The 19,502-nt window shown below is 39.1% G+C and carries 21 protein-coding genes; 11 read left to right on the top strand and 10 right to left on the bottom strand.

The window, feature by feature from the left end:
• Positions 1–159: 159 nt before the first annotated feature.
• From ACP5L5_RS00530 to pheT, 4 genes are read right to left on the bottom strand one after another with little or no spacing between them, the layout of a single operon-like run.
• Positions 160–702, bottom strand: a complete 543-nt coding sequence (locus tag ACP5L5_RS00530; RefSeq protein ID WP_428760876.1) for a hypothetical protein — start codon at positions 700–702, stop codon at positions 160–162.
• Positions 695–1,276, bottom strand: coding sequence for a DUF429 domain-containing protein (locus ACP5L5_RS00535; protein WP_237699686.1), 582 nt, complete (start codon positions 1,274–1,276; stop codon positions 695–697). The genes ACP5L5_RS00530 and ACP5L5_RS00535 overlap by 8 nt, the downstream gene beginning before the upstream one ends.
• Before the next feature lie 31 nt (positions 1,277–1,307).
• Complete coding sequence (locus ACP5L5_RS00540) at positions 1,308–2,135, bottom strand: D-aminoacyl-tRNA deacylase (protein ID WP_428760878.1); 828 nt, start codon at positions 2,133–2,135, stop codon at positions 1,308–1,310.
• A gap of 46 nt (positions 2,136–2,181) precedes the next feature.
• The gene (gene pheT, locus ACP5L5_RS00545) at positions 2,182–3,840 is read right to left on the bottom strand and encodes a phenylalanine--tRNA ligase subunit beta (protein ID WP_428760880.1); all 1,659 of its coding nucleotides are present in this window, start codon (positions 3,838–3,840) and stop codon (positions 2,182–2,184) included.
• Positions 3,841–3,891: 51 nt separating this feature from the next.
• On the opposite strand from pheT, the gene ACP5L5_RS00550 reads away from it, so the two are divergent.
• Positions 3,892–4,488 carry a YbhB/YbcL family Raf kinase inhibitor-like protein gene (locus ACP5L5_RS00550; protein ID WP_428760882.1) on the top strand — a complete coding sequence of 199 codons (597 nt, stop codon included), beginning with the start codon at positions 3,892–3,894 and terminating at the stop codon, positions 4,486–4,488.
• On the opposite strand, the gene ACP5L5_RS00555 is transcribed toward ACP5L5_RS00550, so the two are convergent.
• Positions 4,485–5,141 (bottom strand): transcription factor, encoded by a 657-nt coding sequence (locus ACP5L5_RS00555; protein ID WP_013603746.1) that lies wholly within the window; start codon positions 5,139–5,141, stop codon positions 4,485–4,487. The two genes, ACP5L5_RS00550 and ACP5L5_RS00555, sit on opposite strands and share 4 nt — an antisense overlap.
• 141 nt (positions 5,142–5,282) lie before the next feature.
• Here ACP5L5_RS00555 and ACP5L5_RS00560 point away from each other — a divergent pair, with 141 nt between their 5' ends.
• Both ACP5L5_RS00560 and ACP5L5_RS00565 read left to right on the top strand, forming a co-directional pair.
• Positions 5,283–6,023, top strand: a complete 741-nt coding sequence (locus ACP5L5_RS00560) for a phosphoribosyltransferase family protein (protein ID WP_013603745.1) — start codon at positions 5,283–5,285, stop codon at positions 6,021–6,023.
• Between the two features lie 51 nt (positions 6,024–6,074).
• Positions 6,075–7,460: a glycosyltransferase family 2 protein gene (locus ACP5L5_RS00565; protein WP_273302261.1), complete on the top strand. Its 1,386-nt coding sequence runs from the start codon at positions 6,075–6,077 to the stop codon at positions 7,458–7,460.
• Here ACP5L5_RS00565 and udg read toward each other — a convergent pair.
• The 3 genes from udg to ACP5L5_RS00580 form a co-directional block, all read right to left on the bottom strand.
• Positions 7,455–8,099 (bottom strand): type-4 uracil-DNA glycosylase, encoded by a 645-nt coding sequence (gene udg, locus ACP5L5_RS00570; RefSeq protein ID WP_428760883.1) that lies wholly within the window; start codon positions 8,097–8,099, stop codon positions 7,455–7,457. The two genes, ACP5L5_RS00565 and udg, sit on opposite strands and share 6 nt — an antisense overlap.
• Before the next feature lie 71 nt (positions 8,100–8,170).
• Entirely contained in the window at positions 8,171–8,374 is a 204-nt protein-coding gene (locus ACP5L5_RS00575) for a chromatin protein Cren7 (RefSeq protein WP_013603742.1), read from the bottom strand.
• Between the two features lie 225 nt (positions 8,375–8,599).
• Complete coding sequence (locus ACP5L5_RS00580; protein WP_048056812.1) at positions 8,600–9,055, bottom strand: 30S ribosomal protein S6e; 456 nt, start codon at positions 9,053–9,055, stop codon at positions 8,600–8,602.
• A gap of 131 nt (positions 9,056–9,186) precedes the next feature.
• On the opposite strand from ACP5L5_RS00580, the gene ACP5L5_RS00585 reads away from it, so the two are divergent.
• On the top strand, positions 9,187–10,566 hold the full coding sequence (locus ACP5L5_RS00585; protein ID WP_428761160.1) for a YeeE/YedE thiosulfate transporter family protein: 1,380 nt from the start codon (positions 9,187–9,189) through the stop codon (positions 10,564–10,566).
• A 55-nt stretch (positions 10,567–10,621) separates the two neighbouring features.
• On the top strand, positions 10,622–10,912 hold the full coding sequence (locus ACP5L5_RS00590) for a hypothetical protein (RefSeq protein WP_083805461.1): 291 nt from the start codon (positions 10,622–10,624) through the stop codon (positions 10,910–10,912).
• Here ACP5L5_RS00590 and ACP5L5_RS00595 read toward each other — a convergent pair.
• Positions 10,890–11,630 carry an exodeoxyribonuclease III gene (locus ACP5L5_RS00595; protein ID WP_273303419.1) on the bottom strand — a complete coding sequence of 247 codons (741 nt, stop codon included), beginning with the start codon at positions 11,628–11,630 and terminating at the stop codon, positions 10,890–10,892. The two genes, ACP5L5_RS00590 and ACP5L5_RS00595, sit on opposite strands and share 23 nt — an antisense overlap.
• Before the next feature lie 33 nt (positions 11,631–11,663).
• On the bottom strand, positions 11,664–13,349 hold the full coding sequence (locus tag ACP5L5_RS00600; protein ID WP_428760885.1) for a long-chain-fatty-acid--CoA ligase: 1,686 nt from the start codon (positions 13,347–13,349) through the stop codon (positions 11,664–11,666).
• Between the two features lie 134 nt (positions 13,350–13,483).
• On the opposite strand from ACP5L5_RS00600, the gene ACP5L5_RS00605 reads away from it, so the two are divergent.
• The 6 genes from ACP5L5_RS00605 to ACP5L5_RS00630 are packed head-to-tail and all read left to right on the top strand — an operon-like array spanning position 13,484 to position 19,502.
• The gene (locus ACP5L5_RS00605) at positions 13,484–14,293 is read left to right on the top strand and encodes an MBL fold metallo-hydrolase (RefSeq protein ID WP_428760886.1); all 810 of its coding nucleotides are present in this window, start codon (positions 13,484–13,486) and stop codon (positions 14,291–14,293) included.
• Between the two features lie 42 nt (positions 14,294–14,335).
• On the top strand, positions 14,336–15,007 hold the full coding sequence (locus ACP5L5_RS00610; protein ID WP_428760888.1) for a hypothetical protein: 672 nt from the start codon (positions 14,336–14,338) through the stop codon (positions 15,005–15,007).
• Positions 15,008–15,038: 31 nt separating this feature from the next.
• The gene (locus ACP5L5_RS00615; RefSeq protein WP_428760890.1) at positions 15,039–16,166 is read left to right on the top strand and encodes a DUF4129 domain-containing protein; all 1,128 of its coding nucleotides are present in this window, start codon (positions 15,039–15,041) and stop codon (positions 16,164–16,166) included.
• Positions 16,150–17,214, top strand: a complete 1,065-nt coding sequence (locus ACP5L5_RS00620; protein WP_428760892.1) for a hypothetical protein — start codon at positions 16,150–16,152, stop codon at positions 17,212–17,214. The genes ACP5L5_RS00615 and ACP5L5_RS00620 overlap by 17 nt, the downstream gene beginning before the upstream one ends.
• A 35-nt stretch (positions 17,215–17,249) precedes the next feature.
• A complete protein-coding gene (locus ACP5L5_RS00625; protein WP_428760893.1) occupies positions 17,250–18,203 on the top strand; it encodes an AAA family ATPase in 954 nt (317 codons plus the stop codon).
• Positions 18,204–18,209: 6 nt separating this feature from the next.
• A complete protein-coding gene (locus ACP5L5_RS00630) occupies positions 18,210–19,502 on the top strand; it encodes a DUF58 domain-containing protein (protein ID WP_428760895.1) in 1,293 nt (430 codons plus the stop codon).

Genomic DNA, 19,502 nt, shown 5'->3' on the forward strand with positions numbered 1-19,502 from the left:
AGCTAATTGAAAACTCTACATATGTTATTCTTGGATGCTCACATTGTAAAATATATACGAGAATGACCAAAAAGCATATTTATAGGAATTACATTGAGTACGAAGGCAACTACATTCGTTTAAAATGGGCCGAGCTAATAAAAGAGCTCTACGTGAGAGTTAGTGGCCGTTCACGTCAAGAATCAGACGTATCTTAACCCCTGATCTTCTTAGATACTCAAGGGCAGCATCAAACATAGAATTGATATCGTATGTAGTATCCCTTTTTCCTTTAATATATGGATAGTATAGATGAACATAAACAATAATTCCTTTATTGACCAAATTAATTATTTTGTATGTATCAAGGTGTATAACAACTTCCTTAGTTAATGTACAATCATCATTCACTAAATAATTCATTATGGTAAATCCAAGCCTATTTAACAATGATATTTTGTCTTGGGTAATACAGGGATATACAATGAACCTATTAACTCCTAATTTTAGCAATAACCTAATCATAGATAGACGCCTCAATAATTCATTAACTTGTTCTGGATCTACCATTAGGCCGTATACGCGACATTTAAGCTCCCTAATATAATCCCAATCAGTAACCCTAATAATACAATTATCACCATAGCAATTAATTCCCAATTGAAATACATCAATTATAATATCCCTGTATTCATTGATTAATTCATTAAATAAATCACCCATGTGCAATCACCCACAGTATACAGTTATTACGAGGAATTATTAATGAACCTTCGCCTTCATAACCAAGTAATTCCTCGGTACATCCATGGTCATGCAATAGACAGGTAAATGCCGATACTAATGCGTCGACCTCATGCTCATTCCTTATTAAAGGACCTCGCAGTCTTAAGGTAATGAAGTTAATAAAGTCCTGCCTACTCATCCCAAGTACTTTAAGTGTCGATGATGGGTGAACCTCAAGAACCCTAATGCCTAACTGCGTTAATTTACCTGATATTTCTATACCATACATCGTTAATTGCCTCATTGGACCTAGTAATGGTGGAATAAGCCTAAGACCAAGCCTCCTAGCCTTTATCTCAATCAACCTATTAATACCATATTTGGGGAACCCAAGTGGTGCATCAATACACACTAATGATGAGTCCTGCTGTAGTACTGAGTTTATTATTTCCTCTTCAGTGGATAATGTACTTACGTAGTAAGTATGCTCATTAATATTTAACGATCCAAATCCGGTCCTCCTCCTATTAGGTAGTGCAAGATCAATACCTACGTAGATTCCCTTCGACATAAATATCATCATTTAAAACTATGCATGATCCCTACATCCTCTTAATTACCCTCACATTAAGTTCATTAAGAACTTCAGTAGCAAGTCTCCTTGCTTCACTGTCAATCGCCTTCCAATTAATATAAGCCTTAACTGGTCTATGGGTCATCATATTCACAGCCTTGATAATCATCTCCCTAGTTATTGGCGTTATGTACTTCGGTATTGCATGACCAATATCAGCCTCTCCATTAATCAATCTATTATCTATCGTTAAATAATGAAGATCACCTATTGATATTGCAGGCTCATTATTACTAATTAACCTACCTTCAAGGAACTCATTAACAACATAATAAAGTAATTCCCAACCTCTACTTATGGACCATTCCTTCTCACTGCTACCCTGCTCTACGAATGTTACCGGTATTGACTCTATTGTTGGTCCATGATGCGTAGCCTCGACGTGGCACTCAAAGTTATTAAGACCATAGTCAGACCTAACCCTACATAGCTCCCTATAAAACGCCGTAATAGTATGTGGATTAGCAAGAGACAATGTGTTTGGTCTTCCACCTAGCTCAGCAGCACCCCAATTACCCGTAACGTGGGATGTAAACATTGGCCTTGGGTTCCTCATTTCATGTCGACTAACGAAGATCAATTCCTGAAGCTTTTCAGGAATTTTTGAAAGTAATTCCTCAAGATCATCTAGGTAAACAATATCCTTACTTAACGCATAAAATGCAAGGTTTCCCCTTAGATCATAAATTTCATAATCACCCATACTCATTCTATACCTGAGATACCCATTTTTGCTGAAGAGCTCGAACACTCCCCTAGACACTACATCAATCTTACTAAATACGATACCATACATACTAACCCAATAATACCGGAAGTCATTATTATTTTAATATTCCCTATCATAATCCCATAATTTCACTAAGTCTAATTTCACTTACAACAACTGGATACTCAAGACCAAATGACACTATTACATCAGGCCTTAACTCCATTATAAAACCAATATTTTTATCACCAACATAAATGCAGGCCGTCCTTTCAATTAAACCAGATGAATTCTCACATGGTTTAGGCAGATAATTAATGCCTTGACTTGCCATTAATGACTTAAGCACGGAGAGTCCATCTGTAAGCGTTATCTCCGGACCGCTAATGAGGTAGCTAAGTACCAGGTCCTCCTTAACCCCAACCTCACTATTCTGACTTGGCGATATGACATAACCAACCTCAAATATTTTGAGTATACCCTCAATGAGGGCTTTATTTCTTGCTGCAACTTCCATTAATTGAGGCCATATGTGGTCCCTAATAACCGTGTAAAGTTCAGACTTGGGATTTTCAACCTCAACAAGCTCCCTCTGATTCATTGTCCTCCTAATCATGACATCCTTATTACTCATCATGTAATTAAGAACCTCTTGAAAACCAAGACCAATCATTAAATCCCTTACAAAGTCAGTAAAAACACTTAACCCATCCCTTGCACCCTTAATAGGCTGTGAAGGTAATTCTCTTGGTATATTTTCATAACCATAGGCCACGGCAATATCCTCAACAAGATCAACAGAGTGAAGTACGTTAAATCTATATGGAGCAATCTTAACGATTAATTCCTCCCCGTAATCAATAACGTCATGCCTAGATGCCAATAAGTAATTCACTATATCATCCTTACTTAGGTTAAGGCCTAAGTACTCATTTACGAAATTAATAGATAACTTAAATTCGATAGGATTAAGCATGGGAGATTCTAGATTACCCCATGGCGCATTTACATTAACAATCTCAACGGTCTTTGATGAACTCCTCTCAAGCAAGTTATAGACTAAAACGGCGAGTATTGACTTAGCAAGCTTTAAGTCCGTGGCAGTAACGTCTATTAACGCGTTCCTAGTCCTCTCCGTAACCTTAAAATCCTCACTACCAAGTACGGGTATTATCACGAGTATCTTACCCTCGGAATCAATTAGTATTGGCGCCTTACCATCATAAACTGCGTACTTACCGTATAACCTACCCTTCTCGGTACTCTCAACAACCTCAGAACCACTCATCTCCCTATCACTATCCAATGGCCTATACTTAATTGCATCAAGTCTCTCAAGCCTATACGTGAGTGGCTGCTTAATCTTATCAGCGTCATAAAACCCAATGGCCATCTTCCTCCTATCCCTACCATAGGTTGCATGAAGTTTCTCCTGAAGCTGGATCATCTGCTTAATGGCCTCATCACTGAGTCTTAAATCACGTACAATACCCATCATTATGTACGGCCTATTAGGAACCTCCTCAGCGATGAGCTTAAAGCCATTATTAACAACATTAAACTTAGGAAGCCCAACCTCAACCTTAAACAAACCTTTTAATGCCCTTGCAATGCCCTCCACAGAAAATAGGTCGGGCCTATCATGAGTAACCTCAAACGTCACATCATCGCCGGAGACTCCCTCAACCTCACCCTTAAGCCTATTCAACGCCGCAATAAGCTCCTCATCACCACTAAAGTACTTGCCCAGTAAACCCTCCAGGTCACTTCGCTTAAACGTAATTACAGGCATGCACCACTACGAAGCAACAAAACCTATTAAGCATTTTTAAGCATGGTTTATATGAATATGAGGATTGGGTACGTAATAACCGCGTTGATTCTCGTCATAGCCATAGTAATGGTGGTCCTACTCATAGCACCAACCAGGCATGAGGAGTCCTACATAATAATAGGCCTCGTTAAGGTTCCAACGAATGTGCCTAGGATAATCGTGAGCTCAGTATTCAGCAATGGCTCCCAAATACCTATTAATTACACGTGCAGTGGCCTAAATTACTCAATACCACTGTACATAAGTAATGTACCAAGCAATGCTAAATCCCTCATGGTAATAATGGAGGATCTCAACGCACCTGGTAGTGTCTTCATTCACTGGGTCCTTTATGACGCGCCACCCAATATAACGGAATTGCCTCAGGGCATCCCAGCTCAATACTACGTTCCTGGCATTGGTTACCAGGGCATTAATGATTTTGGTAAGGTTGGTTATGGTGGGCCATGTCCACCACCTGGTCCTCCGCATGAGTACGTAATAATAGTCCTGGCCTTAAACAGGGAGTTACTACCATCGAGTGAGAGTGATTTTGACTTGGTAAGGTCTGTTAATGTGGGTGATGTTGTTGGTTATGGAGTTTTAATTGGGTATTATGGTGGTTAGGTCAGCCCAATTACCTTCTTAATACTTTCGAGCTTTCTCTTTAATTCTTCATTCTCGACCTTTAACCTATTATTCTCATTCGTTAATTCCTTAACCTTACCTGCTAATTCATCTCTCTCCCTCCTCAGCCTATCAATCTCCTCAGAGCCAGCTCCTACTGTAATACCAAGCTCCTTACACTTCTCAGCAACCCTATCACTCCTTATCCAATAAATAACCTGGGTAGACTCCTTATTCCACTTAAGCTCTCCCGTATTGATGTTAAGTTCGAGCGTTGTTGATACTACAAAAACATCGCCACGTTCAAGCTGATACTTAGGAACCACCTCATCAAAGAACCACCTCTTCATTGACTCAAAGACCTCATTCAACGAATCCTTAAAGCCCTGGGAATTCCTAATATTATTAAATAATTCGTTCGCCTTATCCTCAGGGAATTGTGACCTAAGGCTACCACCAATAGCTCCAAAGAGAAGCCTAAAGAAGTCAGGTCTACCTTCCCTACCGTACTTGCCAAATAGTCTTGCAGCCGATGTCTTACCCGTAACCCACTTAATCTTCAGAATATTACCCTTAACGAGCTCCGCCGATACACCTCCTCTCTCAATCTCCTCCTCACCCCCCGTTTCCTCCCTTCTCTCCTCACTACTCATACATTAAATAAATAACTATTTTCCAATAAAAACCTTTCACTACATGACCATTAGTAATATACTTAACTTTATCGTGACTATATGATCTATGGAGCATTTTACCAATTAACTTTTTAAACAATTGTTTAAATAATTAATTAAATGCGGTTAGGTAGGAGACTTGCTAAGGTTGATGAACAGATGGAAGCTGTTGAGCTAATAAATACTGCTAAGTCTATTTATGATTTATCATATAGAGAATTATCACAAATACTGGAAATACCAGAGAGTCTCCTCTGTAGGTATGCGAATGGTGATTTATTACCATCATTGGATACGGTAAATGTAATAAAGGAAAAACTGAAACCAATGCTTGATTTAACTGAGGTTTTGAGGAAGAATGTCATTGTTAAGGATGGATTTGTCGATTTAAATAACGTTTTATTTAATCCGCACATCCTTAGACTTTATCAAAGAAGAATTAAGGATACATTCTCGGAATTACCAATAAATAAGGTATTAACTGCAGCGACTGATGGAATACCTCTCTCGGTAATGGCATCCTACGCGTTAAATGCTAAGTTAGCCATTGCTAAGCAATATAAGGATATTGCCTCTGAGGATTTTTACGAAGTTAGTTACATAGTTGACTCACCACCACGTAGAGTATCCCTATACCTACCGAGACATTTACTTGAGAGGGGTGATGATGTTTTGATAGTTGATGACATTGTTAGGACAGGAAGAACATTAAGTGCATTGATTGAAATAATAAATAATGCAGGGGCTAGGCTTGCAGGTGTATCTGTACTTATTTCAATGAGCAAGTCATGGATTGAGAAATTAAGGGATAAGAATATACATATAGATGTCATTCTGGATCTAAGTGATATAAAAAGTTGAAATAAAAACAAAGAGGATAAATTATTAAGTTATTATTATAATGCCCGCATAATGGTCATTAATTACAGGGTAATAATCGTAATAATGTATCTCGTAATAACGATAATGTCATTTTACCCGATAATATATCAATTAATCATTATTAAGACAAGGACCAATAATCACAAAAATAAACCAAATAATGAACACGCAAGTATCATGAAAAGGATATTTTTAGTGATCCCTGTTAAATCCGAACCACTTGACTTAATAGAACTCTCAATGAAGAGGCTATCTTCCTTACGTATGGAGCTTAACGTAATTTACATTCTTGATAATTATGATAATGAAACCATAAGCATTATAAGGACGTTAGGAAGTAAGTATGGATTTAGGGTAATTCATAGGGAAAAGCCGAGTGGATATAAGGGTGGCGCATTAAATTACGTAATTAAGAGATTGGGGCTTAGTGATGATGATTATATGCTGGTACTCGATGTCGATTCAATACTTAATAATGAGGCTATTACCGAGCTTATTAGTTACGTTGATTCAGCAAGCGCTGTTGTCCCTCATTGGATTGCCAGTAATAAGAACGATTCACTACTGGCACGTGGTCAATGGATTGGCTACTTACTCTTTTTCAGGGTTTTTAAGGCTCTTGATAATTTAATTAACTGGGTACCAGTACTTGGTAGTGGCTCCTTGGTGAGCATTGGTGCCCTAAGGAAAACTGGTTATTGGCCTGAGGATGTTCTCGAAGACGTAGAACTTAGTGTGAGGTTTTTTATTAATGAATTAAGGATTATGTATGCTGATAACGCATTCATTGAAGTGGAGGTTCCCGTTAATTATACCGGCTTTCTTAAACAACAACTTAGGTGGAGTTTTGGTGTGGGTAGAGTTATTAGAAAATATCTTTGGCGGGTTTTACGTAAAAGGCATGGCATCACAGTATCTCTTTATTTAGGTCAGTACTTTGCCTACGTTCTTCAACTAATATCAATATTAATACTTATAATAATGGATATTATTGGCATGAGCATACCATTGTGGGCATTTGTCGCGTTATTGATAATCATAGTACCGTCATTATCGATGTATTTATACTCCCTACTCAGTCTCGATAAGGAATACGGTGGTAATCCCCTTAAGGATGCATTTGCAGTAAATAGTGCTAACTTGGCCTTCATAATGGCCCTACCTAAAATAGCCATTGCAAATTTAATGGGTTTATTTAATATTGGTAGGATTGAATGGATACCGACACCAAAGGGCTCCCGTAAATGGACCAAGGAAAGCATTAATTTATTCCCAGAATACTTAATGACAATCTTAGTAATTTCCGCATTAATTCTCTCCATAATGCATGTGGAATTGATAAACACACTAATCACCTTACCGTACCTGGCTGGGTATGTAAGAGGACTGTGGAGAATACTTAATGGAACCCTATGAACCTAAATAATCAAGTATACCGCCTCCCTTGTCCTTATTAATTATTGCCCTAATCTTCCTTAAATCATCCTCAATAACACCCCTGAGCTTTGGATTATACAGAGCAGCAGCTGGATGATATGTTGGGAGCACCTTAACATTCAGATCACCAAGTCTTACATTAAACACCTTACCCCTAATACTACTTATGTTCGATACTGATTTCTCCGGATAACCAGCCATCACGAGGATCTCCCTGGCACTATGTCTTCCAAGGCAAATAATCACTTGGGGCTTAATCATAAATATTTGAGTAATTAAGTAAGGTTTACATGCCTCAATCTCATTAGGTTCAGGATCTCTATTACCAGGTGGTCTGCACTTAACAATGTTCGTTATATAGACCTCCTCCCTCCTAATACCCACGTTACTTAGTAACTTAGTTAATAACTGGCCAGCAGCACCAACGAATGGTCTACCCTCCTCATCCTCCTTTTCGCCCGGTGCCTCACCAATTATCATGATCCTGGCATTTAAAGGTCCTTCACCAGGGACAACCCTCTTTCTCGTTGTATGCAGGTCGCACTTAGTGCAGCTCAGCATTAGTTGCACTAATTCATCGTAACCTGCAACATTTATCCTAAGTTTAATAAGATCCATGCGAATCCCTTCGTAGAAATTGGAAATAATTGATTTTTAATTTTTGAGGCAGATGTAATGTTATTGTATTATTAGGCCATTATATTTCCTTGTTCATCAACCTTAGCCACAACCTTCCTAACAACCTTACCAGTGGGAAGCCTGAACAACGCCATTACAAAGCCCTTCCTACCCTTAGGCTGAACCTTCCAAACCTTCGTTGGCTTAAGCTTGTACTTGCTCCCCTCATACTCTACTTCATATTCTTTCTTTGCCAGGTCCTCTAGCTTAACCATACGTTGTCTAGTCTGTAACGCGGGTTTATAAATATATCGCTTTAGAAAGAATCATAAGAATAAAACGAAAAAGAAACGAAAAACAAAAACAACAAATAAGACAAATATAATAAGGTATTATTTCATCTATAAAAATTATATTCATGCCATAGACCTTAATGTATTATTTTCTATTTTCCTTAAATAAAGAAAACAAATGCTAGTAAATAAAAACTAAAGCAGTTTTTACTGTTGTTTTTCCTCAGCTTTCTGCTCGCCACCGCTTAGTTTCTGGAGTTCCTTGTCGCCGAATAATATGACCGGCCCCTCTTTCCAATCCTTCGGGTATACAAGGACTGCGTTTACCTGGACTATTTGATCACTTATCGTGTTACCTCTAACAAGCTTCCTCTTCCTCATACCGCGCTTCTCAGGATGATGACCAACACCCTCACGCATTAGCAAGTACTTCTTAACAGCACCATCAATATTTGGTAACATTGGAGCACCATCAACGCCACTACCACCTGTAATCCTAATCTTAAAGCCAGGCGGTAACTCAAAGACTTCCTTTATTACCCCACCATCAACCTCATCACCAATCCTCAAACCCACAAACCTCTGGACAACAGGATCCTTAACCTCCAACTGCCTAGCCCTCCCACTCATTGGATCACTAAGCACGAGTTTGAAAGTCGGCATTGAACAAACCGTAGAAAAAGCATATTAAAACACTTCTATCGTGAGTATGAAGTAGAAACTTTACTGTTAATGTCAAATTTTTGAACAAAAAGTCTTTAAATATAGGCTAAAACAGCACTCTTATGACCAATATGGGTAACAACAATTACCTAAAGGTCCAGGTGGGTACTCCAAGCCTAAGACCTATGTGGATAGTTGCATCAATACTACTCCTAGGCGCATTAGCAATGTTAATAGGCGGTGTCATTATGCAGTTAGTTTATCACATATATCTGGCCCCTCTATGGGTTGGTATATTTGCCGGAATACTTCTATCAATACCTTTAGAAATTTGGGACTTCTCTAATCCAGATGTCATAATTAGGGCTATTACTCTAAAGGATAGACTTTTGATGGTATGTTTTGGTTTGGTAATTGGTGTGGGTGCAATACTACTTTATGCATTGAACTTGTTTATTCCCGTGTTACACTGGGGCATTAAGGCATTCTTTGTACCTGGAGTGGTAATTGGCGGTTTGATCTTCGGTATTGGTGTTGCCATTGCTGGTTATTTCCCAGGGACAATTTGGATAGCTCTTGGCCAGGGTAGGAGGGACGCTGTTTACGCAGTAATTGGTGGTTTACTCGGTGCTTTGACCTGGTCACTAATATTTGGGCAAACTAGGTACTTCTTCTGGGATACCCTTAATTTCGGACCAATAACGTGGCCTACCCTCTTTGGCTTATCAACGAAGGTTGACGAACTTATAGTGGCGATAGTATTCGGCATATTAATGATTAGCATGTGGCTGTTTGTGCCGAGGAGACAGGGTGGTAAGGCGTGTGTACTGCATCTTACGGGTAAGACCAAGGAGGTTATGCCTCTTGAGGACGAGATTAGCGAGTTTAGGGAGGATTACCCCAAGATACCTGGTTATGTCATTGAGGCTGTGTCTGTACAGCAGCCTCGTTCGTCAAGGATAATATTTGCACTGGCTTTCGACTTTACGTTGGTCGCCGTTGCTGTGATTGTGCTTAGGCAAATATTTGGTGAATCAACGACCTACGCATGGATATGGTCACAAATACTTTACTTCCTAAATCCACACTACGCAGCTAGTCTGCCATACTTCCAGCTATTTGGTGGTCTTAAGATAGTCAATGGAGTACCTGTTGATAAGCCATTTAGTGAAATTGGTTGGGAGCCATTTTCTGACTTAGGTACTTTCTTAGGAGGCTTAATATCGTCGGTGTTTATAACGAGGAGATTCATGGCATTCAAGCCGTGGACACCCCATATCTGGAGAAATAGGTTTGGAAATACGCCAGGACTTAGGGCCCTAGCATCATTCATAGGTGCTTACTTAGTACTATTCGGTGCTAGGATGGCTAATGGCTGTGCTAGCGGGCACATATTGAGCGGAAACCTTCAGATGGCTGTTAGTAGCTTTGTATTCTTCATTGCGGTGATAATTGGCGCCATAATCACGGCATACATACTGTACGGCTTAAAGCCCTGGACCTCAAGGTAATTGCACAAGTAATGTAAAATTCCCTTTAAAAGTAACTAATTTTCCGAATTTCATTGTGATCTTAAGGTTTTATAAGAGAGGTTCTGATTATTATGTTGAGGTTAACGGCATAACAATTAAGGTTAATGAGCTAAGGCCCATTGACTACTTATTAATTGCATTAGTCTATGGGCTTGGTGTTCGTTATATCGATAAATACGGCGTTGACGAACACATAATCAATTGCGAAATAATTAATGATGAAATCAAGTGCAGCGCTTACTGTAGTGGATCTGAGGATGAATGTTTCGTGTATAGGTTATTGTTACGTGGTGGTTTATTGCTTAAGTGCTTACCTCAATCATGACTGGCACGTGGTCAGAACCCTCTATATTCGTTAAAATCTCAGCTTTCCTAACCTTGCTCATCAATTCCTTACTAACTATGCAATAGTCAATTCTCATTGCTCTCCATTTCTCCCTGTAACTATGCCATGTATAGACCTTGGCATTTGGATGAAGTTCCCTAAATGTGTCGATATAACCTGACTTAAGGAATTGATTAAGCCAAGCCCTCTCCTCAAGTGTCAGTCCAGGGTGTTTCTCATCCCAAAATGAGGAGTCGATTTTATCCCTAGCTATATTGAAATCACCACACATGATAATTGGTTTTTTACTCCTTAGGTTAGCTAGGAATTTCTCAATGGCGCCGCAGAAAGACAGTTTGAAGTCTAAACGACTAAGGTCATCACCAGCTCTTGGGAAGTAAGTATTAACTACGTAAAAATCATTGAATTCCACCGTGATTATCCTACCCTCAGAATCAAACTCGTTAATTCCAATGCCCTTAATAACTGAGATTGGATGTATCTTAGTCAACGTCATAACACCTGCATAACCCTTCCTTATGGCAGGAAATGGGTATGCCTCATAGCCCAAGCCTATTATTGTTAATGGTATGTCTCCAGAACTACGAATTTCCTGAAGCAAGACCATATCGTAATTATCCATACTTAGTAACTTATCGAGTGAACTCTTCCTCATTATACTCCTTAAGCCATTAATATTCCAGGAAACTATTCTCATTATTAAAATTAATGAATGACAAGATTTAAGCACTTACCTACTTAATACTTCCTTATACTGATCCCTAAGTATCTTCTTATCAACCTTACCAGTACTCGTTAGTGGTAGTTCCTTCACGAATATTACCTTGTCTGGTATCCACCATTTTGGTATTTCGCCTTTCTCAACAAACTGCATTAGGTAGTTCTTGATATCATCCTCAGTCAACCTACTCTCATAACTGGGCTTAGGCACTATGATGGCTATGGGCCTCTCACCCCACTTCTCATGGGGTACGCCGACAACTGCCACGAGATTAACACCTGGGTGCGTACTTATTATATCCTCAAGCCTTAGGCTTGGTATCCATTCCCCACCGCTCTTAATCACGTCCTTAAGCCTATCAGCAATCTTGACATAATTATCAGGGAACCAGACAGCCACATCACCCGTGTGGAACCAGCCATTACGCCAGGCATTCCTAGTCTTCTCAGGATCACCAATGTATTCTCTAAACAACCACGGAGACCTCACAGCAATTTCGCCAATCGTCTTCCCATCCCTAGGCACATCCCTATCCTGCTCATCAACAACACGCAACTGAACAAGAGGGATCACGATGCCCGTCCTCAGGTAAATCTCATTCTTCTTCTCAGGAGGTAGGTCCTTATGATCAGGCCTTAAGTACGCTATAGTTAATACGGGGGCTGTTTCGGTTAAACCGTAACCACTAATTACTGTCATACCCCTGGCCTGGGCAGCCTTTAATAAGCCCTCTGGAAGTGCGGCACCACCGACTATGAACTTTAACCTGCTTAGGTCATATTTTGGTGAATCTGGATGATTAAGTATGTTATAGAGTATTGTCGGAACGCCGGCACTAAAGGTTATTCCCTCCTCATGAATAAGCCTTAATATGTGACCCCAGTCAAAACGTCCTGGATATACAACCTTCTTATGGCCATTAAGCATGGTTGACCATGGCCAACCCCATGCATGCACATGGTACATGGGCACTAAAACTATAGCCACATCATCTTGTGATGCATTCACTGGTGGATTCTTTACGGCCAATGCGGTAGATAACGTGTGTAATACGAGACCTCTGTGAGTGTGATATCCTCCCTTTGGTGGTCCTGTTGTTCCTGATGTGAATAGCATCGTTGCTGGTGTTCTTTCATCAATCTCAGGGAATTCCCTCAGTGGTTCATGCTTGAGCAAGTCCTCATAAGGAATCATCTTAACACCATAATCCTGGCTAGGCTGCTTACCCCTATCACTCATGTAAATTACTGCCTTGATACTCTTTACATTATCAAGAATGGGCTTTAGTAATGGCTCAAAGTAATCAATATTTACTACGAAGACTTCAGGCTTTGCAACACCCATTGTGTATATAATCTCCTTAGGTGCAAGCATAGCGTTGACTGTGAATAAGGCAGCACCTATACTCGGGATCGCATAGTAGAGATCTAGGTACCTAAGCGTATTCCACTCGAGGACAGCAACCTTACTACCCAACTCCCATGCCTTGCCAGGCCTTAGGTCAAGGTCCATTAACGCAGCTGCAACCCTACGAACCCTATCGGCAAATTGAGAAAATGTAACCAAAACCCTAGAACCACCTGGAGGCCAATAAACAATCTCATTATTGGGAAAGGCCGTGACGACATAGTCAAGTATCTTATCCATTGTTAATTGAAAGTCATAGAAAAAGGACTTAACTTCACTAACCGTCATGTCAAGAAAAACAAATCATAAACTTAAAAATCTACCCAATATAAAACATATATAAAAACAACTGCAAAATAAATATTACTATGCATAAATACATAGGATAAAACTTAATTACTAAGTTAGTTATTGAATTGACTATGAAAGTATCAATACTTGTGGATAATTATGCAACACAATTATCCTCATTAAGCAGGAGACTGCTGAGCGAGTGGGGATTCGCAGCGTATATACATGATTACAGAATACTATATGATACAGGACTTACAGGAACAGCCTTACTAAATAATATGAAAGCACTGGGCATAGACCCTAATGAACCTGAGTACTTAGTGATTAGCCATAGACACATTGACCACACTGGCGGCGTTAAGGCATTCCTAAACGCCAGGTCTAGGCCAATAAAGATGATCGCTCACATGAATCTATTCACAAAGGCCTACGCCACTGGTGAGGGTGGTAAACTTGAGGATATAAGTGTAGACTTCACGAGGGAATACTTGGAGAGTAAGGGTGTGGATTTAGTAATGATTAAGGAACCCTATAGAATAACCAATGAAGTGATGGTCTCGGGTGAAATACCGAGGAAGTGGGGGCCAAGTCATACCGGTGCTGTTACAGATGAAGTACTTGATGATATGGCACTTTATATGAATCTCCAAAATGGTTTAGTAACCATTACGGGCTGCGGACATTCAGGAGTTGAGAACATTGTGGAGTATGGATTTCAAGTAACGGGATTGAACAAGCTCTACGCAATTATTGGTGGTCTACACTTCATGGGCTTACCTGACGAAAGAATCAAGCAAGTAACTAATTACTTAGTCGGCAAATCACCTAGTGTTGTCATGGGGACCCATTGCACGGGCATTTTAGGCATTGCTGCGTTATATAATGCTTTACCCAAGGCAACCAGACTTGGTGGTGTTGGTTCTATTATTGAGCTTTAATAATACTTTAAATGCATCGCCCTTTAAAAATACTGGGGAGAGATGGCAATTGACTTCCTGGAGCACGGAATTAGTTATATTCGTTGGTCATTACTTATAATATCTGCTGATACGATTACTCTAACGTTATTATTATTTTTATCATTATTGATTACGCCCATGGCTGCTTATGTATTCACCGTCATAATTTCATACTTCCTCCTCATATCCACGGTAATACCATACGTGTTGATAGTATTATTCTGGCTATTAGGTTTTAGAGACTTGACTCGATACAGCAGGAGGTATTTAATTGGGTTTATTGGTTCTGTCATAACCACGAGTTCCTACTTCATAAACATTGCCTACATGGGCTATCTCATGGCTAATGAACTTACAGGTAATGCCTTAATTCCTCAACCAATAATGCTGGAGCCCCTTATCTTAACCTACAATAAATACTTCATAGTATTCTCGCTTTACCTGCCATTACCAATTTTCGCATCACTAATCCTGGGTGTCCTTGGATCTGTATTAAGTATGCTAGCCCTTTATAGGTTGGGTGGTGATTTCAATGTGACGAGAACTAGGATTAGTGCTTTAATTAGTATTGTCGGTATTCTAACCATAGAGGCACCATTAATTGGCGGATTACTTATTAGTATAGGTACAGCATTACTAACGCTTAACCTAGGTAAAATACTTAGTGAATTGAGCAAAGTAGAGAGCTACTAAGTATTTTAAATAAGGATGTTAAGCAAGTGATGTGAATAAATCGGCCATCTTAGTATTAATCATTGGACTACTAATATCATGGTTATTGACATCCTCAATAGGTACATTGATTAAGATAAATGAATCAGGCAGCTCACAGGGAACTAACTCACTAAATATTCACGTAAATCTTCCACAACCTGCCATTACACTACCACCAATAAACATAACAATAACTCAACGCATTAATGGAACTAGTGGTACAGAATTATATGTACCCCTAATACCATTGCCAATAATAATGCCAAACATACCAATTAATATAACAAAATACTTGGAGTTGAATTTAAGGTCACAACCAATAATGACAGGCGGGGCCCGAGACACCTTAGGCTCACAGGAAGGCTCAGGAAGTAATCAACAATATACGAACACTGTAATAACACCACTAAGGATATCACCAATCCTAATAATAATAGTGATAATCATTGCAATAATCATAATTAGTACGGGATCACTAACAATCATTAGGAGGGAATCCCAGGAACATGCACAGGTAAGAGGCATTAATGAGAGCATGGCAATGAAACTAAAGATGAACACCAACAGGGGTAATACTGAACTTATTAATTCATTGCAAAGTATTGATTTAATGCCTGGTGAGACTGTGAGAACTATGAGCGGTTGGGGCGGTAGCGCAATAATAGACCTACCAATACCCAAGGACCTACCCCTAATTTGGAGCCCTAATATACCATTACCTATAGCGGCCAGGGAAAACCCTGTAATAACAGTGTCAGGATCAGGAATTCTTAGGGATGGCTCATTAATAATGCCCTCAGTAGGTTGCTATGGCTTAAGTGTTAGGCTTAATGATAATAATGAGATGATGTTCATTAGGGCCAGTAATTATAGGGATGATGTTATTAAGTTTATTAGATTGAACATGGGAAATTTCGCCATTAAGAACTCAGTAACAATTAGAGAAGCCTTTAGGCAGTTAATTAATGAAGGAATCATTGCTAATGACAATGACTCTATTAATAGGATTATCAAGTTATTTGAGGATGTAAGGTATGGACTTAAGGATGTTGATAGGCATGATTATGAGGAATTCCTTAGGGCTTTAAGCAGGGTCTTTAAGAATGCCAGGGTGATCGTTTGTGAAAGCTCGGCATGAATCGTTTATTAAGTATGTAATCACGTATGTAATCCTAGCGTCATTAACCCTATTATTACTTCCTTTAAGATCTGTCGGTATCTATGTAATTATGATATTAATACTACCATCAACGGCCTTAATAACAACGATTCTAATTAGTGACTTTGTTAAGCATCGTAATGCGTTTATCGCAGATATTCTCAAAAGATTAGTAGCGCCCTCGTTATTTATATACCTATTAATCGGCGGATTAACCTCAATACTGGTTCTCAATTATAGGGCATATTCATTAGTTATTAATTACCTGATGAACTTCCTGGCATTATTAATAATTGGTACAATAATAAATAGGTACTCCACACGACGTATGGTTGAGGAAAGAAACTCAGAATTATTGTTTAGATATCTATCGTACTTCTTCATATTCCTTGGATTAGGGTATTTATTTGGTGCCGTGTATTTACCATTATTTTACCCATTTGCTGCAACATCCATTATTTACCTACTTCTTACCCCCGTAATAATGATTAGGAGCCCTAGAATTGATGTTAGAAGGATTGTTGGGAATTCACGGCCATTAGCTCTTGCGGCTTTCGGTATTGGCTTACTGTATTCATTACTTTCAATTACAAAACCCCCCACATGGAATACATACATATTAATTGTCTTTATAGTCATTGCCTCCGTAGCCATAATATACGCAGGTTATAGACTATACATCAGTGGATTAACTGTACTAGAGAATGTTGAGGAGGAACTATATGAGGCTCACAAACGTGAAATTAAGATAGTCCCATCACCGGAATACTCACTTTTTGAAGAGGCAGTGAAGGATTTTGTGGCTAATGGAAAGAAGGATAAATTAATTGCCTATTTAGTTCATGAACTAACGAACGATGGGTTAGATTACGAGGATATTATTGATAAATTAAGCAAGTTGATTAACTATTCCAGTATAGCAACGTGTAGGAAAATCAGTAGGAGGATTATTGAGATGGAGATTAGAGATAGGATTAATCTCGTTAACGAATTACTAAATGAATTATTAAGCAGCAAAAATACTTAATTTAGCTCCTCTCTTACAACCCAGTAGGTTTAGTGATGAGTAAGGTAGGTATTGATTACGTCACGGAGAAAGTTAGGACCGTGATTAATGAGTTAATGAGGTATTTCGTCGGTGATGAGGAAGTTATAATAAAGATCATGGCGTCAATAATCGTCAATGGCCATGTACTTATTGAGGACGTCCCAGGTATTGGTAAGACCTTCCTCTCAAAAATGCTTGCCAGAGTTCTTGGTCTTAAATTCAGCAGAATTCAATTTACACCTGATTTATTACCGAGTGATATAATAGGTACTAAGGCATGGAGACCTGACAAGGGTGACTTCGAGTTAGTACTCGGACCAATATTCGCTAATTTTGTCCTTGCTGATGAGGTTAATAGGGCTCCTCCTAAGGTTCAGTCTGCTTTGCTTGAGGCTATGCAGGAGGGCCAAGTAACAATTGAGGGCGAGACAATTAAGCTTCCACAACCATTTATTGTAGTCGCCACACAGAATCCTATTGAACTCGAGGGAACATACCCACTACCAGAAGCACAACTGGACAGATTCATGATAAGAATAAGGCTTGGTTATCCAAGGGATGAGATTGAACTACTTAAGAGAAGAATTTCATGGCGTAGTAATGACCCAACACCTCAAGTAAGGACTATATTAAGCGGTGATGAATTACTGATTATTAGGGATTTCATAGAGAATAATATTATGGTTAGCGATGATGTTATGAAGTATATAGTAAGTTTTAATGCAATTAGGAAAGACCCTAGGGTGCTTGCAGGTCCTAGTCCTAGAGGCTTAATGGCATTAATGAGCATAGGTAGAGCCATTGCAGCAATTGAGGGTAGGGACTACGTAATACCCGATGATATAAAGAGAGTTACTATTGAAGCCCTTAGCCATAGGATAGTACTTAAACCCGAGGTTTCCCTAGAAGGCGTTAGTGGTGAGGACATTGTTAGGGAATATGTTGAGAAGATTCCTGTGCCTAAGTGATTATTAATGAAAGAGACTTCAAAAATACCCTTACTCCTTGTATTACTCCCAATAGTAATGGCGGCAATTGCGGCATTAACGGTATCTAAACCATACATGCTCTCCGTTCTATTTCCACTAATCATAATAGTAATAGCCCTGAGCCTAGGCGATAAGCCAACAATATTATTATCGCTTAGTACTGATAAGAATGTAATGTATGTGGATGATGAGCTGAATATTGAATTGAATGTAATTATACATGGCGGTTTTGGTCTATTAATAGTTAGGGCGCCACCAATCCCTAATACATCCATGGCAGAGGGTTTCGAATTGGTTAAGGGTAATAATGTACACATGGTTTTTAAGGGATTCAGTAACGTGAATAGAAAGTTTACATACACATTAAGAGCCGTTAAAAGAGGCAATTACTCACTGGATAGTATTGAATATACTTATTATCATATGCTTGGAATTCATGAACCAATTAAGGGCTCAATTAAATTAGAGGGGGATGTCCAAGTCATACCTAAGATCAAAATAGTTAGGAGAGTACTTGGGATAGTTAAGCCGAGGCAAGGATTACCTAGATACCCACCGTCAAGACTTGGGCCGTATTCCACGGAGTTTAAGTCCGTAAGGAACTATGTTTCTGGCGATCCCTATAAATTCATTAATTGGAAGGCCACAGCAAGGAACCCAGGTCATAAACTCATGGTTAATGAGTACGAGAGAGAAGGACTCAGAACAACTATAATATTACTGGATGTGGGTTGGTGGATGAGGCATGGTACCGTGGAGGAAAACCCCCTTGAATATGGAATATCGCTAGTTCTTTCCTTAAGCAGGGTTTTACTTAGGTATGGTTACAATGTTGGCTTATGGACAATACCAATAGGACCAAGAGTAATACCAAGCTCTGGAATGGCCCAATACTATAGATTACTAAGGGAGTTAATGACAATAAGAGCATTACCCATTAAGGGTTATGCCATGGATTTAGCATTATATAGATTAATTCAGGAAACAGATCCTGCACTGATTATAGTAACTAACGTGAATAAGGAAAGCATTAGTAGGCTTAACGACATCATTAATCAATTACCAACAAGGGCCTTAGCAATTGACATAGTACCTGAAACAATATTAATGAGAAATCTAATAAAAGGAACGCCTTGTGCCCAATGGGTTATTAGAAATAGGACGAAGATTTACCTAGCATTACCAAAGAATGTTAAGGTAATTACCTGGGACCCTGCTTGCGAAGGTATTGGCTCATTAATCGCTAAAATATCAACATACCTAGGCAGGTGGTTATAG

Source organism: Vulcanisaeta sp. (genome assembly GCF_049966235.1).
Lineage (GTDB): Archaea > Thermoproteota > Thermoprotei > Thermoproteales > Thermocladiaceae > Vulcanisaeta > Vulcanisaeta moutnovskia.

Coding starts and splice junctions, on each gene's coding strand:
- ACP5L5_RS00530 (WP_428760876.1), bottom strand. CDS start 702: ATGGGTGATTTATTTAATGAATTAATCAATGAATACAGGGATATTATA.
- ACP5L5_RS00535 (WP_237699686.1), bottom strand. CDS start 1,276: ATGTCGAAGGGAATCTACGTAGGTATTGATCTTGCACTACCTAATAGG.
- ACP5L5_RS00540 (WP_428760878.1), bottom strand. CDS start 2,135: ATGTATGGTATCGTATTTAGTAAGATTGATGTAGTGTCTAGGGGAGTG.
- pheT (WP_428760880.1), bottom strand. CDS start 3,840: ATGCCTGTAATTACGTTTAAGCGAAGTGACCTGGAGGGTTTACTGGGC.
- ACP5L5_RS00550 (WP_428760882.1), top strand. CDS start 3,892: ATGAATATGAGGATTGGGTACGTAATAACCGCGTTGATTCTCGTCATA.
- ACP5L5_RS00555 (WP_013603746.1), bottom strand. CDS start 5,141: ATGAGTAGTGAGGAGAGAAGGGAGGAAACGGGGGGTGAGGAGGAGATT.
- ACP5L5_RS00560 (WP_013603745.1), top strand. CDS start 5,283: ATGCGGTTAGGTAGGAGACTTGCTAAGGTTGATGAACAGATGGAAGCT.
- ACP5L5_RS00565 (WP_273302261.1), top strand. CDS start 6,075: ATGGTCATTAATTACAGGGTAATAATCGTAATAATGTATCTCGTAATA.
- udg (WP_428760883.1), bottom strand. CDS start 8,099: ATGGATCTTATTAAACTTAGGATAAATGTTGCAGGTTACGATGAATTA.
- ACP5L5_RS00575 (WP_013603742.1), bottom strand. CDS start 8,374: ATGGTTAAGCTAGAGGACCTGGCAAAGAAAGAATATGAAGTAGAGTAT.
- ACP5L5_RS00580 (WP_048056812.1), bottom strand. CDS start 9,055: ATGCCGACTTTCAAACTCGTGCTTAGTGATCCAATGAGTGGGAGGGCT.
- ACP5L5_RS00585 (WP_428761160.1), top strand. CDS start 9,187: ATGGGTAACAACAATTACCTAAAGGTCCAGGTGGGTACTCCAAGCCTA.
- ACP5L5_RS00595 (WP_273303419.1), bottom strand. CDS start 11,630: ATGAGAATAGTTTCCTGGAATATTAATGGCTTAAGGAGTATAATGAGG.
- ACP5L5_RS00600 (WP_428760885.1), bottom strand. CDS start 13,349: ATGACGGTTAGTGAAGTTAAGTCCTTTTTCTATGACTTTCAATTAACA.
- ACP5L5_RS00605 (WP_428760886.1), top strand. CDS start 13,484: ATGAAAGTATCAATACTTGTGGATAATTATGCAACACAATTATCCTCA.
- ACP5L5_RS00610 (WP_428760888.1), top strand. CDS start 14,336: ATGGCAATTGACTTCCTGGAGCACGGAATTAGTTATATTCGTTGGTCA.
- ACP5L5_RS00625 (WP_428760893.1), top strand. CDS start 17,250: ATGAGTAAGGTAGGTATTGATTACGTCACGGAGAAAGTTAGGACCGTG.
- ACP5L5_RS00630 (WP_428760895.1), top strand. CDS start 18,210: ATGAAAGAGACTTCAAAAATACCCTTACTCCTTGTATTACTCCCAATA.